The sequence below is a fragment of the Blastococcus sp. TF02-09 genome, from assembly GCF_003319105.1.
GTDB lineage: Bacteria > Actinomycetota > Actinomycetes > Mycobacteriales > Geodermatophilaceae > Blastococcus.
Map to the genome: position 1 here is coordinate 14,293 of NZ_QOHH01000009.1, position 16,148 is coordinate 30,440.

The following is a 16,148-nucleotide window of genomic DNA, read 5'->3' on the forward strand; positions in this document are numbered from 1 at the left end:
GGAGGGGCGCACGATCGACGATTAGGATGGACCGGTGACAGCTGCGCCCCACCCTGCCCGGACGGTGGCGCTGGTGACCCTCGGGTGCGCCCGCAACGAGGTCGACTCCGAGGAGCTGGCCGGCCGGCTGGCCGCCGGTGGCTACGAGCTCGTCGACGACGCGGACGCCGCCGACGCCGTGCTGGTGAACACCTGCGGGTTCATCGAGTCGGCCAAGAAGGACTCCGTCGACGCGATCCTGGCGGCCACCGACGGCGGCGCCCCCGTCGTCGCCGTCGGCTGCATGGCCGAGCGCTACGGCTCCGAGCTCGCCGGGGCGCTGCCCGAGGCCACCGTCCTCGGCTTCGACGACTACGCCGAGATCGGCGATCGCCTCGACGACGTCCTCGCCGGCCGCCCCCTGGTCCCGCACACGCCCCGCGACCGCCGCACCCTCCTGCCGATCAGCCCCGTCCAGCGCAGTGCTGCCCGGACCGCGGTCGACGCCCCGGCGATCCCCGGCCACGACTGGCTGCGCCGCAAACGGCTGGCCCCCGGTCCCACCGCGGCGCTGAAGCTGGCGTCGGGCTGCGACCGCCGCTGCGCCTTCTGCGCGATCCCGACCTTCCGCGGCGCCTTCGTCTCCCGCCCACCGGCCGAGGTGCTCGGCGAAGCGCAGTGGCTGGCCTCCGAAGGTGTCACCGAGCTGGTCCTGGTCAGCGAGAACTCCACCTCCTACGGCAAGGACCTCGGCGACCTCCGCTCCCTGGAGGGTCTGCTGCCCGCGCTGGCCGCCGTCGAGGGCATCGCCCGGGTCCGGGTCGCCTACCTCCAGCCGGCCGAGCTGCGGCCCGGCCTGCTCGAGCTCATCGCGGGCACGCCCGGGGTGGCCCCGTACTTCGACCTGTCCTTCCAGCACTCGTCGCCGTCCCTGCTGCGCCGCATGCGCCGGTTCGGCGGCACCGACGACTTCCTCGCGCTGATCGAGCGCGCCCGCGCGCTCGCCCCGGGTGCGGGGTTCCGCACCAACGTCATCCTCGGGTTCCCGGGGGAGACCGAGCAGGACGTCGCCGAGCTCGAGCGCTTCCTGACCGAGGGCCGCCTGGACGCCGTCGGCGTGTTCGGCTACTCCGACGAGGAGGGCACCGAGGCGATCGGGCTGCCCGGCAAGCTCGACCAGGCCGAGATCGACGCGCGGGTCCGGCGGATCACCGACCTGGTCGAGGAGCTGACCGCGCAGCGCGCCGAGGACCGCATCGGGGAGCACGTCGAGGTGCTGCTCACCGAGGACCTCTCCGCCGACGAGGGCCCGGGGGTGTGGCTGGGCCACGCCGCCCACCAGGACCCCGACGCCGACGGCACCACGACGGTGGTGGGCGTGCCCGCGGGGGCCGGAGCCGGTCAGCTCGTGCCGGCGCTGGTCGTCGGCACCGAGGGCATCGACCTGGTGGCCCGGGCCGTCGTCCCGGCCGTCGGACCCGGTCGGTGACGGCATGAGCGAGGTGCTGCCCGACCCGGCCGCGACGCCGCCGCAGACGGCCCGCCTCGTGAACCTGCCCAACGCGCTGACGGTGCTGCGCCTGGCCGTCGTCCCGGTGTTCGCCTACCTGCTCCTCCACGACGAGGGTTTGGACGACGCCGGGCGCTACTGGGCCACCCTGGTGTTCGCGCTGGCGATCATCACCGACCGGTACGACGGGATGATCGCCCGGCGCACCGGCCAGGTCACCGAGTTCGGCAAGCTGGCCGACCCGATCGCCGACAAGGCGCTGACGGGCACCGCGCTCATCGGGCTGTCCGCGCTGGGGATGCTGCCCTGGTGGGTGACCTGGGTGATCCTCGTCCGCGAGGTCGGGGTCACGGTGCTGCGCTTCTGGGTCATCCGGCACGGCGTCATCGCGGCCAGCCGCGGCGGCAAGGCGAAGACCGTCGCGCAGGCGCTGGCCATCGGGCTCTACATCCTGCCGCTCACCGGGCTGCTGGCCTCCGCGCGGTGGTGGGTGATGGCCCTGGCCCTGGCCCTCACGGTGCTCAGCGGTCTGGACTACGTCGTGCGCGCTCTGCGGCTGCGCCGGACCAGCGCGCGGGCGATGAAGGCCGCCGCCGCCCGTCGCTCGGCTGCCGGGACCGCCGACGCGGCGGGCGAGCGCACCGACACCGCGGCCTGATGCCGGGCCCGCGGACGGCCGCCCTGCACGAGGCCCTGCTCGCCCGGGGCGAGACGGTCGCCGCCGCGGAGTCGCTGACCGCGGGGCTCTTCTGCGCCCTGCTGGCCGAGGTGCCCGGCGCCAGCGCGACGCTGCGCGGAGGAGTCGTCGTCTACGCCACCGACCTCAAGTCCGAGCTCGCCGGTGTGCCCGCCGACCTGCTGGCCGAGCACGGCCCGGTGAGCCGGCCGACCGCGGCCGCCCTGGCCGAGGGCGTCCGGGAGCGGTGCGGGGCGACGTGGGGGGTCGGCCTCACCGGGGTCGCCGGACCCACCCCGGTCGACGGGCACGGGCCCGGCCGCGTCTACGTCGGCGTCTCCGACGGGCAGCGGACCGACGTCGTCGAGCTGGACCTGCCGGGGGATCGCGCGGCGGTGCGCGCGGCGGCCGTGGACGCCGCCGTGGACGCCCTGCTCGACCGGCTCGGCTGACCGAGCTGCGGGAACGCCCGTCGGGGTGAGGGCGTTACGCCCTGAGAGGACGCGAGCCCGGTGGGCCAGCCACCGGACCGAGCGCCGCGTACGGTGAGCGCACGGCGCTCGACGAGGGCGCCGGCCTTCCCCGCTCGCAGGACAGGAGAGTGGCCATGTTGCTGCTGCGTACCCAGCTGGGCAGCACCCTGCGGGGGCACCGGCTGCGTCAGCGCCGGACGCTGCGCGACGTCTCGGGTGCCGCCCGGGTCAGCCTCGGCTACCTGTCCGAGGTCGAGCGAGGGCAGAAGGAAGCGTCCTCCGAGCTGCTGGCGTCGATCTGCGACGCCCTGGACGTCGAGCTGGCCGACCTGCTGGCCGAGGTGAGTCTGGAGCTGCGTGTCGCCGGCGCCGGTGGCGTCCGCGCCCTGGGACAGCCGGTGCCGGCCGAGGCCGCCGACGCCGCCGTCCCGGCCGAGGAGACCGCTGCCGAGGAGACCACGGTGCCCGCGGCGGAGCCCGCCCTGGCCCTCGTCGGAGGTCCGGCCCGCTCGGCCCTGCGCCGCGGCGAAACGGTCTCGCTCGCCGCCTGATGCGCTCGCGCGTCCCCGGGCCGCCGTCGTGAACCCCACGCGGCGCAGCCTGCTCGACGGTGCGGCCCGGGCCTTCGCCGAGCACGGAGTGCGGCGCAGCACCATGCAGTCGATCGCGGCCGCGGCCGGCGTCGCCAAGGCCACGCTGTACAACCACTTCCGGACCAAGGACGACGTCGCCCGCGCGCTGCTGGCTGTCGAGCTGGACCGGCTCAGCGACCTGGCCGGCGCCCGGCCACCCGGCGAGGCGCTCGCGGCCCTCTCCGACGAGCTGGGCGGCCATCCGGTGCTGCGCCGGCTGGCGGAGGTCGAGCCCGACGTCCTGGTGAGGCTGCTGGCCGTCGAGGGCGATCGCTGGGCGGGACTGCGGGACCGGTTGGCCGCCGCGCTGCGCACCGACGCCGACGGCGCCGACCTGGCGGCCCGGTGGCTGGTCGGCGTGGTCGTGCAGCCGGGACGGTCGATCGACCGGCACCGCCAGGCGGCGCGGCTGGCCGCGGTGGTCGGCGTCCCCGTCGACCGCTGAACAGGGTCGGCGTCAGGCCGGAGCGAGCGGCCGGGTCAGCACCACCCGGTCGGCGCCGGGGCCGGCATGGTCCCGGGACAGGTGGGGAGCCGCGCCCAGCGACGTGTGGAACGCGAGAGCCACCTCGTCGTCCGGCCGGGTCACCGCCTGCACGAACCGTGCGCCCGCGCTCCGGGCCAGGTCGTCGAACCACCCGCACAGCCGCCTGCCCAGCGACGACCGCCGCCGGTCCGCCCGCACCGCGACGAGGTGGAGGTAGGCCAGCCGGTCCGCCGTGACGGTGCCGAGGACGTAGCCCACGTCGTCACCGTCGCCGGTCATCGCGACGGCCCCGAAGCCACCGAACTGGTGGAACCACACCGGGTGGTGCAACGCGCGGGTGTCGGTGTCCCAGAACCGGTCGTGCTCATCGAGCAGCCGGGCGCGCACCACGGTGGCCGACAGCTCGGAGAGCCCGACGATCCGCACCTGGCCGGTCACCGCCGGGTCCGTGCGGCCTCGACCTCCGCGCGCGTGGGCGGGTCGGCACCGACCCGGGTGCAGTTCAGGGCGGCGACGAGCGCCGCGTCGTCGACCAGGGCGAGCAGATCGTCGTCGTCGAGGGCCTCGAGGGCCGCCCGGTCGGTGACGCCGGCCGCCAGCAGCCCGCTGAGCAGTCCGGCGGCGAGGGAGTCACCGGCGCCCACGGTGTCGGCCACCTCGACCCGGGGGATGTCGCGGTGCAGGACGGGGCGTCCCGGGCGGGCGACCCGCAGCGGCGAGCCGCCGTCGGTGAGCAGCACCAGCGCCGGCCCCCGCGCCGCCCAGCGCCGGGCGGCGTCGTCCAGGTCGGCGGCGCCGGGCTCCAGCCACGCGAGGTCCTCCGCGCTGACCTTGACGACGTCGGCGTGCGCGAGGAGGCGGTCCAGGCGCGCGATGACCGAGGCCCGGTCGTTGCCGAGCGTGGCGCCCACCGGGCCTTCGGCCAGCGGAGGCCGGATGTTGGGGTCGACGCTCACCAGCACCCGGCCGGCGAGCCGGTCGACCAGCGCGGCGATGGCGTCGCCGCCCGGCCGGGTCCAGCTGGAGATGGAGCCCACGTGCAGGACGGCGGTGGCCTCGGGCACCGAGGTGGCCAGCTCCTCGTCGGTCCACTGCCAGTCCGCCGCCCCCAGGACGTGGAAGCCGTAGTCGGGCGAGCCGTCGGGGCGCAGCCCGACGACGGCCAGGCTCACCGGCTCGGTCGCCTCGACGAACCCGCCCACGTCGACCCCGGCGATCTCCGCGTGCCGGCGCAGGGCGGCGCCCAGCGGACCGGTGCCCAGCCGCGCCACCAGCGCCACCGGGGCGCCCAGCCGGCCGGCGGCCACCGCGACGTTCAGGGCGTTGCCGCCCGGCCGCGCGACGTACTGGGGCGCGGTCCCCTCGGGGCCGGAGCCGGCTTCCGGGACGGGCAGCAGGTCGACGACCAGCTCGCCCAGGACGCACAGGGTGGGGATGGGTGCGGGCACGAACCCACCGTAGGGGCCCGCCCGTGTCCACCGCTCGGATCGGCCCGTTGGCCAGCCCCGGCACTCACCTGGGACGATGGGAACGACGAACACCGCCGCGCCGGCCACCCACCCCCGGCGTCGGTGCCGGAGCAGGAGGAACCATGCCCAACCCGTTCGTGAAGCTGTGGAAGTACCTCACCGCGTCGGCCAATGCGCAGATCGACCAGCGGGCCGACCCGAAGATCCAGATCGCCCAGGCGATCGAGGCCGAGCAGCAGCGCCACCAGTCACTGGCCAACCAGGCCGCCGCGGTGCTCGGCAACCAGCGCCAACTGGAGATGCGGCTGAACCGGCAGCTGGGCGAGGTGGAGAAGCTGCAGTCCTCGGCGCGCCAGGCGCTGACCCTCGCCGACAAGTCCCGCGCCGCCGGTGACGCGGCCAAGGCCGCCGAGTACGAGAACGCCGCCCAGGCCTTCGCCACCCAGCTCGTGGCCGCCGAGCAGGCGATGGAGGACCTCAAGCGCAGCCACGACGAGGCGCTCCAGGCCGCCGAGCAGGCGCGCGGCGCGGTCGAGCAGAGCCGGATGCGGCTGCAGACGACGCTGGCCGAGCGCACCAAGCTGATGAGCCAGCTCGAGCAGGCCAAGATGCAGGAGCACGTGGCGAGCTCGCTCAAGCAGGTCAACGAGCTGTCCGCGCCGGGCAACACGCCGTCCCTGGCCGAGGTCCGCGACAAGATCGAGGCCCGCTACGCCAACGCGCTCGGCCAGGCGGAGCTGGCGCAGAGCTCGGTCGAGGGCCGGATGCTCGAGGTCGAGAAGGCCACCCTGGACGTGGCGGGGGCCTCGCGGCTGGACCAGATCCGCGCCGCCATGGGCGGGGGGACGCCGGCCGTCGAGAGCGGTTCCCCGGCCGCCGCCCTGGAGCAGGGCGCGCCCGCCGGTCAGCAGGAGTCGGCCGAGCAGCGGCAGGCGCAGCCGGTCGAGCGGCCCGAGCCCGCCTGATCCCTGGTTCGTGCACACCGCCGCGGGCGGTCCCCGGTTCTCCGGGGGCCGCCCGCGGCGCGTCCGGGGTGGGTCAGCCGGGGGTCGCCAAGGGCCGCGGCCGGCCGGGCTCGCCGGTGCGGGCCAGCGGGTCGATGGGGGCGTCGGTCGCCTGGCAGCGGGGGCACCAGTAGGTCACCCGCTCCTGCGTGTGCGGTCCCTGGTCGCCTACGAGGATCGGGGTGCCGCAGCGGCGGCACGGCTTGCCCTTGCGCCCGTAGACCCAGTGGTCCTGGCCGCGGCGCAGATCGCCGGTGGTGCTCTGCTCCGGGTGGTCGCGGTTGGCGAGCATCAGGGTGCGCGCGCGGGTGACGAGCGGTTCGAGCCGGTCGTCCACGTCGGCCACTCGGGCCCAGGGGTGCACCCCGCAGAGGAAGAGCGACTCGACCTTGTACAGGTTGCCGGGGCCGCACAGGTTGCGCTGGTCGAGGATGGCGACCCCGATCTGCTCGTCGGGGTGCGAGCGGAGCCGGCGCAGCGCCTCCGCCAGGTCCCAGTCGGGACCGAGGACGTCGGGCCCGAGGTGCCCCACCAGCCGGTGCTCGTCGCTGGTGGGGACGATCTCCACGTCGTGCAGCCGGTAGCCGACGCACTCCCACTCGTCGGTGGCGAGCACCACGCGGACGTCGTAGCCAGGTCCGCCGCGCCAGCGGGCGCCCGGCCGGTAGATGTGCCAGCTGCCGTCCATGCGGTAGTGGGTGCGGAGGGTGCGCTCGTCGGCCAGGCGGATCAGCATGTGCTTGCCGCGCGGGACCACCTCGCGGACGGTGACGCCGGCCAGGTCGAGGGCGGCCAGCTGCGGCAGGCGGAACTCCCCGCGTCGCAGGGTGGCGCCGGCCAGCGCCTGGTTCATGCGCTTGGCCGCCAGCCAGACGGTGTCTCCTTCGGGCACGGCACCATGATCCGCTGCGGAGCGGGTCGGCGCCGATCAGCGGCCCGCGACCTCCGTCTCCCGTGGCAGCATCCCGCAGGCGATCGCGGGGGCCCCGGGCGCGCCGGTGGCGGTGCCGGCAGCCGTCGCTGCCCTCGCCGGTGCGGCTCGGCTGACACCGGTGTGGCGCAACCAGCTCGGCGGCCTCACCTGGCGGCTCGGGGACGGTCCACAGCGGCGGTTCGTGAAGTGGGCGCCGGCCGCTATCGGGCTGGAGCTCGCGAGCGAGGTGGAGCGGCTGCGCTGGGCGGCCCGGTTCACGCCCGTCCCCGTCGTCCTGGAGCACGGCGGGGACGACGACGGCGAGTGGCTGCTCACCGCCGGGCTGCCCGGGCGCAGCGCCGTCGACCCGCGGTGGCTGGCCGAACCCGGGCCGGCCGTGGACGCGATCGGTCTCGGCCTGCGCGCCCTGCACGACGCACTGCCGGTGGTCGGGTGCCCCTTCGACTGGTCGGCGGGAGCCCGGGTCGCAGGGGTACGCCCGGAGGCGATGCGGCGGGAGCGCTTCTGGCCGGAGCACGCCGCGCTGTCGGTGCCCGAGGTGCTCGCCCGGCTGGCCGACGTCCCGGACGTCGACCGGCTGGTGGTCTGCCACGGCGATGCCTGCGCGCCGAACACGCTGGTGGAGGACGACGGCAGCTGGTCGGGGCACGTCGACCTCGGCGCGCTGGGCGTGGCCGATCGCTGGGCCGACCTCGCGGTGGCGGCGTGGAGCACCGGATGGAACTACGGGCCGGGCTGGGAGAGCCGGTTGCTGGCGGCCTACGGCGTGGAGCCCGACCCCGGCCGGATGGCCTACTACCGGCTGCTCTGGGACGCCGATCCGTGAGCGGGCCGGCCCGGGTCAGCCGCGCAGCCGGAGGCCCCGCGGGGTGGCGCTGAAGCCGGCGGCCTGGAGCGCCGCCGACAGGGGCGTGGACTCGTGCACCGACGTGCCGTCGGCCTTCTGCACCACCATGCGGCCCAGCGCCCCGGCGGCGACCGCGGAGGACAGCGCGGTCGCCGCCTCCTTGAGCGTCTGCTCGTCCTCGGTCCACGACAGCAGCGTCTTGCCGCCGCGCTCGACGTAAAGGACCAGCTCGCCGTCGACCAGCACCACCAGGGCCCCAGCCTTGCGCCCCGCGCGGTGCCCGGTGACCTTGCGGGTCGCGCCGGTGCCCTCGCCGAGGTCCACCGCGTCGGTGTCTGCGGCGGCCGCCCGGTCCGGCCACGGCAGCGCGGCGCCGTAGACGTTGGCCGGGTCGGTCGCGGCCAGCACCACGGCGCCACCGGGCAGCCGGTCGGGGGCGGCGAAGCTGCGCAGACGGTCCACCGAGCCCGGTGTCCCGAACTGCGCGGCGCCGAGCGTCTCGACGAAGTAGCCCCGGCGGGCGCGCCCGTTCTCCTCGAAGGCCCGCAGCACCGGGTAGACCGCCGGGAACCCGCCGGCCACCTGCTCGGCCATCACCGCGCCGCGGGTGAGCACGCCGTGCCGCTCGATCAGCGCCTCGGCGCGGGCGGTCGTCCGGCGCGTCGCATTGCCCTCCCGGTCCGGCAGCCGGGACCAGCGGCCGGCCATCGACGGGGGACCGGAGCGGGTCGGCATGGCCGGGCGGCCGAGCCGGGCGCGGCCGCCGCGCGCGCGGTCCAGCCGCACCCGGGGAGGGGCGGGCGTCCGCTTGTGCGTGCCGCCGCCGCCCAGCCGGGTGCGCAGCGGCGCGAGGGTGTCGTTGGTGAGCGCGCCGGCCCACACGAGGTCCCAGACCAGGTCGGCCAGCGCGGTGTCGTCGGTCGCGCCGAGGAGGTCGGACAGGCCGCGGAAGAACAGCGCCTGACCGCCGGACAGCAGGTCGAGCAGGGGGCCGCCGGCCTCCGGCAGCTCCAGCGGCTCGGGCAGCAGGAGGGGGGCGAGGTCGGCCGGCACGAGGCTGATCCAGCCGTCGCCACCGGGGAGCCCGCCGGCGCCGGCCCACAGCACCTCGCCGGCGCTGGTCAGCTCGTCGAGCATGGCAGGGGCGTAGTCGCGCACCCGGGTGGGGAGCACGAGCGACTCCAGCGCACTGGCCGGGACGATCGCGCCGGCCAGCTGCTCGACGACGGCCAGGACCCCGTCGGGACCCCGCAGCCGCCCGCCGACGCCTTGCCACGAGGGCGTGAAGCGGGCCAGGGTGCCGATCGGTACGGGCTCGACCTCCTGCCGGAGCTTGGCCAGGCTGCGTCGCCGGATGGACCGCAGCACCTCGGCGTCGCACCACTCCTGACCGGTGCCGCCGGGCCGGAACTCGCCGGACACGAGCCGGCCGGTGCTGGTGAGCCGCTGCAGCGTCGCGGTCACCACGGCGACGCCCAGGCCCAGCCGGGCCGCCACCTCCTGCGGCTGGAACGGGCCGTGGGTGCGGGCGTACCGGCCGACGAGGTCGCCCAGCGGATCGGCGACCGGCTCGGTGAAGATCTCCGGCACGCCCACCGGCAGGGCGGTGCCCAGCGCGTCGCGGAACCGGCCGGCGTCCTCGATGGCGACGTACCGCTCCTCGCCGGCGATCCGCACCTGCAGCGCCCGGCGGGTGTCCACCAGCTCGGCCAGCCACTCCGCCGGCACCCCGCGGGCGGCGGCCTCGGCGACGGTGAGATCGCCCAGGCCGCGTAGCAGGTCCGAGGCGCCGTCGACGTCGCGGGGGTGCCGCTGCTGGGGGAGCCGCTGCAGCTCGGACTCGACCTCGGCCATTGCGTCGCCGTCGAGCAGCTCGCGCAGCTCGGTACGGCCCAGGAGCTCGGCGAGCAGCCCGGTGTCGAGGGCCAGCGCCTGTGCGCGGCGCTCGGCGAGCGGGGCGTCGCCCTCGTAGAGGAACTGCCCGACGTAGCCGAACAGCAGCGACTGGGCGAACGGCGAGGCCGTCTCGGTCTGGACGTCGGCAACCCGCACCCGGCGGGAACGCACGTCGCGCATCAGCTCGACCAGCCCCGGCACGTCGTAGACGTCCTGCAGCACCTCGCGGGCGGCCTCGAGGGTGATCGGGAAGGAGGCGAACTCGCTGGCGACCGACAGCAGCTGGGCGGCGCGCTGGCGCTGCTGCCACAGCGGCGTGCGGCGGCGGGGGTCGCGGCGGGGGAGGAGCAGCGCGCGGGCGGCGCACTCCCGGAACCGGCTGGCGAACAGCGCGGAGGAGCCCACCTCGGCGGTCACCTCGCGCTCGACGTCGTCCGGGTCGAGCACGGCGAGGTCGGCCTCCGGCGGCTCCCCGGTGGTGTCGGGCAGCCGCAGCACGATGCCGTCGTCGGAGTGCATGGAGGCGACGTCGACCCCGTACCGCTCGCGCAGCCGGGCGGCCAGCACCAGCGCCCACGGCGCGTTGACCTGCGCACCGAAGGGGGAGTGGACGACCAGGCGCCAGTCGCCCAGTTCGTCGCGGAACCGTTCCACCAGCAGGGTGCGGTCGTCGGGGAGGTGACCGGTCGCCGCCTTCTGCTCGGTCAGGTAGGCGAGCAGGTTGGCCGCACCCCACTCGTCCAGACCGGCGGCACGGGCGCGCTCGAGGCCGGCCTCGGGCGTCGCCGTCCCGACCTCGCGCAGGAAGGCGCCGAGCGCCCGGCCCAGCTCCAGCGGCCGGCCGGGGGCGTCCCCGTGCCAGAACGGCATCTTCCCCGGCTGTCCGGGGGCGGGGGTGACGAGCACGCGGTCGTGGGTGATGTCCTCGATCCGCCAGGAGGACGAGCCGAGCAGGAAGACGTCGCCCACGCGGGACTCGTAGACCATCTCCTCGTCCAGCTCGCCGACCCGCCGTCCGCCGGTGCCCTCGCCGCCCACCAGGAAGACGCCGAACAGGCCGCGGTCGGGGATCGTGCCGCCGCTCGTGACGGCCAGCCGCTGGGCTCCGGCACGGGCGGTGAGCGTGTCGGTGACCCGGTCCCACGTCAGGCGGGGGCGGAGCTCGGCGAAGGCGTCGGAGGGGTAGCGCCCGGCCAGCATATCGAGCACGGCGTGCAGCGCGGACTCGGGCAGCGAGCTGAAGGCGGCGGACCGGCGCACCAGGGCGGCGACCTCGTCGACGGTGCGCGGGCGCTCGGACACGATGGCCACGATCTGCTGGGCCAGCACGTCGAGCGGGTTGCGCAGGTACCGGACGGACTCGATGGCCCCGGACTTCATGCGCTCGGCGACCAGCGCGCACTGCACGAGGTCACCGCGGTACTTGGGGAACAGCACGCCCCGGCTGACCGCGCCGACCTGGTGGCCCGCCCGGCCGACGCGCTGCAGCCCGGCGGCGACCGTGGGCGGCGACTCCACCTGCACGACGAGGTCGACCGCGCCCATGTCGATGCCGAGCTCCAGGCTGGAGGTGGCCACGACGGCGGGCAGTCGCCCGGACTTCAGCGCCTCCTCGACGATCGCGCGCTGCTCGCGGGACACCGACCCGTGGTGGGCCGCGGCCACCGGCTGGAAGTCGTCGGGCGTCCCGCCACCCGATCCGGCCTGCGCCATCAGCGCGGCCGCGTTGGTGCCCGGCGGGACCGGCTCCCCGGTCGCGCGCTCGTAGGCGAGCTCGTTGAGCCGGCTGGTCAGTCGCTCGGCCAGGCGCCGGGAGTTGGCGAAGACGATGGTGCTGCGGTGGGCCTCCACCAGGTCCAGCACGCGCTCCTCGACCGCCGGCCAGATGGAGCTGCGCGGCTGGTTGCCGGCGGCCGAGCCCTCCAGCTCGCCGGTGGGCTGGCCCAGCTCGCTCATGTCCTCGACCGGGACGACCACGGAGAGGTCCCACTCCTTGGCCGAGGCCGGCGCCACGACCCGCACCGGCCGGCCGCCGGTGAGGAAGGTCGAGACCTCCTCGATCGGCCGCACGGTGGCCGACAGGCCGATCCGCTGGGCGGGGCGCTCCAGCAGCTCGTCGAGCCGGTCGAGCGTCACGGCCAGGTGCGCGCCGCGCTTGGTGTGGGCAACGGCGTGCACCTCGTCGAGGATCACCGTCTCCACCCCGCGCAGCGCCTCGCGGGCGGCGCTGGTCATCAGCAGGAACAGCGACTCGGGCGTGGTGATCAGGATGTCGGTCGGGCGCTTGGCGAAAGCGCGCCGCTCGTCGGCCGGGGTGTCGCCCGAGCGGATGCCGACGCGGATCTCCGGCCGCGGGAGGCCGAGCCGGGCCGCGGCCTGCCCGATGCCCGTCAGCGGCGCGCGCAGGTTGCGCTCGACGTCGACCGCCAGCGCCTTGAGAGGGGACACGTAGAGGACACGGCACCGGGACTGCTCGTCGACCGGCTGCGTCGTGCTGAGCCGGTCCAGCGACCACAGGAAGGCCGCCAGCGTCTTGCCGGAGCCGGTAGGGGCCACGACGAGGGCGTGCTCGCCGCTGCTGATGGCGTCCCACGCGCCGTCCTGCGCCGCCGTCGGCTGCTGGAAGGCACCGGTGAACCACGCCCGGGTCGGTTCGGAGAACCGGTCGAGCGTCGAGGTGGAGGTCCGGCGTGAGGCCACGGACCCAGTGTCCCCGCGCGGTACGACACTTCGCCGGTCGAGCGGCCCCGACCACCCGACCGGGGATGCGCCGACGGCGAAACCGGTCGGCCCGCAGCCGCCGGTGCGGCAGACTCCGCGCATGCGACCGGCCGGCCCCGCTGCACCGGGCGCCGTCGACCTCCCCGACGCCGCCGCGGTCCAGCGGCGGACCGTGCGCGTGCTCGGTGGCGGGGTGGCGCTCGCCGGTCTCGGCGTGACCGTCGGCATCACCGCGGGCGGCCTGCTGGCGCGCGACGTGGCCGGCACCGACAGCGCAGCCGGTCTCGGTCAGACCGCCGGCGTCCTCGGTGCCGCGGTGCTCGCCGTCCCGCTGGCGCGGATCAGCAGCTCCGCCGGCCGGCGCGCGGGCCTGGCCGCCGGCTACGCGGTCAGCGTCCTGGGTGCGGCCGTCACGGTCGCGGCGGCCGCCGCCTCCTCGCTGCTGCTCCTGGTGGCCGGCCTCTTCCTGTTCGGTGCCGCCACGGCCTGCGGCCTCCAGGCGCGCTACGCGGCAGCCGACCTCGCGGTGCCCGAGCAGCGCGGCCGGGCCCTGTCGATGGTGGTGTGGGCGACCACGGTGGGGTCGGTCCTCGGACCCAACCTGGCCGCCCCGGGCGCGGACCTGGGCGACGCGCTCGGCCTGCCGCCCCTGGCCGGGGCGTTCGTCGTGTCGGCGGCGGTCTTCGCCGTCGTCGGGCTGCTCCTGCTGGCGCTGCTCCGGCCCGATCCCCTGGTGCTCGCCCGGCGGCTGGGCGGCGGTGCCGGTGCGCCCCCGCCGCGGACCGGCACCCGGCCGGCGATGCGCGCGGTGTGGGCGACGCCGGCCGGCCGGCTCGGCCTGACGTCGGTGGTGGTCGCCCACTCGGTGATGGTCGGGGTCATGGTGATGACTCCGGTGCACATGGGCCACGCCGGAGGCGGGGAGGACGCCGTCCTGCGCGTGGTCGGGCTGGTGATCAGCGTGCACGTGGCCGGCATGTACCTGTTCTCCCCGCTGGTCGGTGCGCTGGCCGACCGCGTCGGGGCGCCGTCGGTCGTGGCGCTGGGCGGCGTCCTCCTGCTGGTCGCCACGGCCGTGTCCGGGACCGCCGGGTCGTCGGACTCCGTGCAGCTGGGGATCGGGCTGCTCCTGCTCGGGCTGGGGTGGTCCTGCGGCCTGATCGCCGGCTCCACCCTCGTGACCGCGGCGGTGGACGCCGACCTGCGCCCCACGGCCCAGGGCGGCACCGACCTGCTGATGGGCCTGGGCGCAGCGCTGGCCGGCGCGATCGGCGGACCGCTGCTGGCGTGGGGCGGGTTCGGCCTCGTGTCGGCGGTGTCGGCGGCCCTCGTCCTGCCGCTCGCGGTGCTCTGGGCGTCGGTCGCGCTGTGCCCCGTCCGGCCCGGCTAGCGGTCACCCGCCGCCTCCCCGCCGGGGCGCGCTAGCGTCGGGGAGTGCGCCTGCAGGAGTTCTGGTCCCGGTTGGACGACCAGTTCGGGACGATGCGTGCCCAGAGCGTGGCCCGGGACCACTTCTTCTCCGAGCTCGGCGGCCGCAGCGCGGTCGACGCGATCGAGGCCGGCGTGCCCGTCCGGAAGGTGTGGCTGGCCATCTGCGAGGCCTACGACGTGCCACCGAAGGAGCGCTGAGCCGAGCGGCGTGTCGGCCTGGCAGTCGAACACGTGTTCGGCCTACAGTGGCGTCCACAGGCGACCGGGATCTCCACAACTCCGGTCACGACCCGAGAATTGTCGGTGGCTCGTCCTAGCGTCGGTCCCGACCCGCTTCCCGCGAGACCGAAGGTGACCACCATGGCGACACTCGACCGCGACAAGGCCCTCGACATGGCCCTCGCCCAGATCGACAAGCAGTTCGGCAAGGGCTCGGTCATGCGCCTGGGCGACAGCCCCGAGGTGGCCATGAAGGTCATCCCGACCGGCTCCATCTCCCTCGACATCGCGCTGGGCATCGGCGGTCTCCCGCGCGGCCGCGTCATCGAGGTCTACGGCCCGGAGTCCTCCGGTAAGACGACGGTCGCGCTGCACGCGGTGGCCAACGCCCAGGCCGCCGGCGGCATCGCCGCCTTCGTCGACGCCGAGCACGCGCTCGACCCGGAGTACGCCCGCGCCATCGGCGTGGACACCGACGCCCTGCTGGTCAGCCAGCCGGACACCGGTGAGCAGGCGCTCGAGATCGCCGACATGCTGATCCGCTCCGGCGCGCTCGACATCATCGTCATCGACTCGGTCGCCGCCCTGGTGCCCCGCGCCGAGATCGAGGGCGAGATGGGTGACAGCCACGTCGGTCTGCAGGCCCGCCTGATGAGCCAGGCGCTGCGGAAGATCACCGGCGCCCTGAGCAACTCGGGGACGACGGCGATCTTCATCAACCAGCTGCGCGAGAAGGTGGGTGTCGTCTACGGCTCGCCCGAGGTGACCACCGGTGGTCGCGCGCTGAAGTTCTACTCGTCGGTCCGCCTCGACGTGCGCCGCATCGAGACCCTGAAGCAGGGCACCGACGCGGTCGGCAGCCGGACCCGCATCAAGGTCGTCAAGAACAAGGTGGCCGCACCCTTCAAGCAGGCCGAGCTCGACATCCTCTGGGGTCAGGGCTTCAGCCGCGAGGGCGGGCTCATCGACGTCGGTGTCGAGCAGGGCTTCGTGAAGAAGTCCGGGGCTTGGTACACCTACGACGGCGACCAGCTGGGTCAGGGCAAGGAGAACTCGCGCAACTTCCTGAAGGACAACCCCGACCTCGCAGACGAGCTCGAGAAGAAGATCAAGGAGAAGCTCGGCATCGGGCCGCAGCTGGACTCCCCGGTCGCCGCGGCGGGCGCCCCGGTGGACTTCTGAGCCGCTGGTGACCGAGCGGGCGAGTGGGCGCCGCCGCGGTTCCGGGAGTTCCTGGGGCCCGCGGCGGCGCACCGCCTCGGCCGACGGCGCCGATGCGCCGCCGAAGGAGATGACCGATCCCGAGTCGGTCGCGAGGGACCTCTGCCTGCGGGCCCTGACCGGTGCGCCGAAGACCCGGCAGCAGCTGGCCGATCTCCTGGCCGACCGGAACGTGCCCGACAACGCCGCAGAGGCAGTGCTCGACCGGCTCGGCGAGGTCGGGCTGATCGACGACGAGGCCTTCGCCCGGGCGTGGGTCTCCTCGCGCCAGGCCGGCCGCGGGCTCGCGCGGCGGGCGCTGCGGGCCGAGCTGCGGGCGAAGGGCGTGGACGACGACGTCGCCGCCACGGCCGTGGAGGCGGTCGACGACGACGACGAGCGGGAGACCGCGCGTCGGCTCGTGGACCGGAAGATCCCCAGCATGCGGCGGCTCGACCGCGCGACGGCGACCCGGCGCCTGATGGGGATGCTCGCCCGCAAGGGCTACAGCGGTGGGCTGGCCGCCGGGGTGGTGCGCGAGGCACTGGACGCCGACAGCGCGGAGGACGTCGAGGTCGCCGAGTTCGACGAGCTCGACGAGGACGCCCTGCTGCCGTGAGCCACGGCGAGAGCTAGCCGCAGGGCCCTGCCAGCAGGCGTGACCGCGGGG

General features: G+C 75.6%; 15 protein-coding genes. 11 read left to right on the forward strand and 4 right to left on the reverse strand.

Annotated features, from left to right (window positions below; genetic code table 11):
• The first annotated feature begins 34 nt into the window (after positions 1-34).
• The 5 genes from DQ239_RS14155 (at position 35) to DQ239_RS14175 (ending at position 3,715) form a co-directional block, all read left to right on the forward strand.
• Positions 35-1,468, forward strand: a complete 1,434-nt coding sequence (locus tag DQ239_RS14155; protein ID WP_113835076.1) for a MiaB/RimO family radical SAM methylthiotransferase — start codon at positions 35-37, stop codon at positions 1,466-1,468.
• Positions 1,469-1,472: 4 nt separating this feature from the next.
• On the forward strand, positions 1,473-2,147 hold the full coding sequence (gene pgsA / locus DQ239_RS14160) for a CDP-diacylglycerol--glycerol-3-phosphate 3-phosphatidyltransferase (RefSeq protein ID WP_113835077.1): 675 nt from the start codon (positions 1,473-1,475) through the stop codon (positions 2,145-2,147).
• A complete protein-coding gene (locus DQ239_RS14165) occupies positions 2,147-2,617 on the forward strand; it encodes a nicotinamide-nucleotide amidohydrolase family protein (protein WP_113835078.1) in 471 nt (156 codons plus the stop codon). Before pgsA ends, DQ239_RS14165 begins: the two co-directional genes overlap by 1 nt.
• 155 nt (positions 2,618-2,772) lie before the next feature.
• On the forward strand, positions 2,773-3,189 hold the full coding sequence (locus DQ239_RS14170; RefSeq protein ID WP_113835079.1) for a helix-turn-helix transcriptional regulator: 417 nt from the start codon (positions 2,773-2,775) through the stop codon (positions 3,187-3,189).
• Positions 3,190-3,217: 28 nt separating this feature from the next.
• Positions 3,218-3,715 (forward strand): helix-turn-helix domain-containing protein, encoded by a 498-nt coding sequence (locus DQ239_RS14175; protein WP_233489235.1) that lies wholly within the window; start codon positions 3,218-3,220, stop codon positions 3,713-3,715.
• Positions 3,716-3,727: 12 nt separating this feature from the next.
• Here the strand turns inward: DQ239_RS14175 and DQ239_RS14180 are convergent, their stop codons facing one another.
• Positions 3,728-4,195, reverse strand: coding sequence for a GNAT family N-acetyltransferase (locus DQ239_RS14180; protein ID WP_113835080.1), 468 nt, complete (start codon positions 4,193-4,195; stop codon positions 3,728-3,730).
• Positions 4,192-5,205, reverse strand: coding sequence for a PfkB family carbohydrate kinase (locus tag DQ239_RS14185; protein WP_113835081.1), 1,014 nt, complete (start codon positions 5,203-5,205; stop codon positions 4,192-4,194). The genes DQ239_RS14180 and DQ239_RS14185 overlap by 4 nt, the downstream gene beginning before the upstream one ends.
• A gap of 143 nt (positions 5,206-5,348) precedes the next feature.
• Between DQ239_RS14185 and DQ239_RS14190 the strand changes: the two genes are divergently transcribed.
• Positions 5,349-6,191 (forward strand): PspA/IM30 family protein, encoded by an 843-nt coding sequence (locus DQ239_RS14190; protein ID WP_113835082.1) that lies wholly within the window; start codon positions 5,349-5,351, stop codon positions 6,189-6,191.
• 73 nt (positions 6,192-6,264) lie between these two features.
• Here DQ239_RS14190 and DQ239_RS14195 read toward each other — a convergent pair whose 3' ends face one another.
• A complete protein-coding gene (locus tag DQ239_RS14195) occupies positions 6,265-7,122 on the reverse strand; it encodes a DNA-formamidopyrimidine glycosylase family protein (RefSeq protein ID WP_113835083.1) in 858 nt (285 codons plus the stop codon).
• A 160-nt stretch (positions 7,123-7,282) separates the two neighbouring features.
• Between DQ239_RS14195 and DQ239_RS14200 the strand changes: the two genes are divergently transcribed.
• On the forward strand, positions 7,283-7,990 hold the full coding sequence (locus tag DQ239_RS14200) for an aminoglycoside 3'-phosphotransferase (protein WP_199583026.1): 708 nt from the start codon (positions 7,283-7,285) through the stop codon (positions 7,988-7,990).
• 15 nt (positions 7,991-8,005) lie between these two features.
• Here DQ239_RS14200 and DQ239_RS14205 read toward each other — a convergent pair whose 3' ends face one another.
• Complete coding sequence (locus DQ239_RS14205) at positions 8,006-12,607, reverse strand: ATP-dependent helicase (protein ID WP_113835085.1); 4,602 nt, start codon at positions 12,605-12,607, stop codon at positions 8,006-8,008.
• 121 nt (positions 12,608-12,728) lie between these two features.
• Here DQ239_RS14205 and DQ239_RS14210 point away from each other — a divergent pair, with 121 nt between their 5' ends.
• The 4 genes from DQ239_RS14210 (at position 12,729) to DQ239_RS14225 (ending at position 16,097) form a co-directional block, all read left to right on the forward strand.
• Positions 12,729-14,018 (forward strand): MFS transporter, encoded by a 1,290-nt coding sequence (locus tag DQ239_RS14210; RefSeq protein WP_113835086.1) that lies wholly within the window; start codon positions 12,729-12,731, stop codon positions 14,016-14,018.
• A 44-nt stretch (positions 14,019-14,062) separates the two neighbouring features.
• A complete protein-coding gene (locus tag DQ239_RS14215) occupies positions 14,063-14,257 on the forward strand; it encodes a DUF3046 domain-containing protein (protein ID WP_113835087.1) in 195 nt (64 codons plus the stop codon).
• Between the two features lie 162 nt (positions 14,258-14,419).
• Positions 14,420-15,460 (forward strand): recombinase RecA, encoded by a 1,041-nt coding sequence (recA, locus tag DQ239_RS14220; RefSeq protein ID WP_113835088.1) that lies wholly within the window; start codon positions 14,420-14,422, stop codon positions 15,458-15,460.
• A gap of 109 nt (positions 15,461-15,569) precedes the next feature.
• The gene (locus DQ239_RS14225) at positions 15,570-16,097 is read left to right on the forward strand and encodes a regulatory protein RecX (protein ID WP_113835089.1); all 528 of its coding nucleotides are present in this window, start codon (positions 15,570-15,572) and stop codon (positions 16,095-16,097) included.
• Positions 16,098-16,148: the final 51 nt, after the last annotated feature.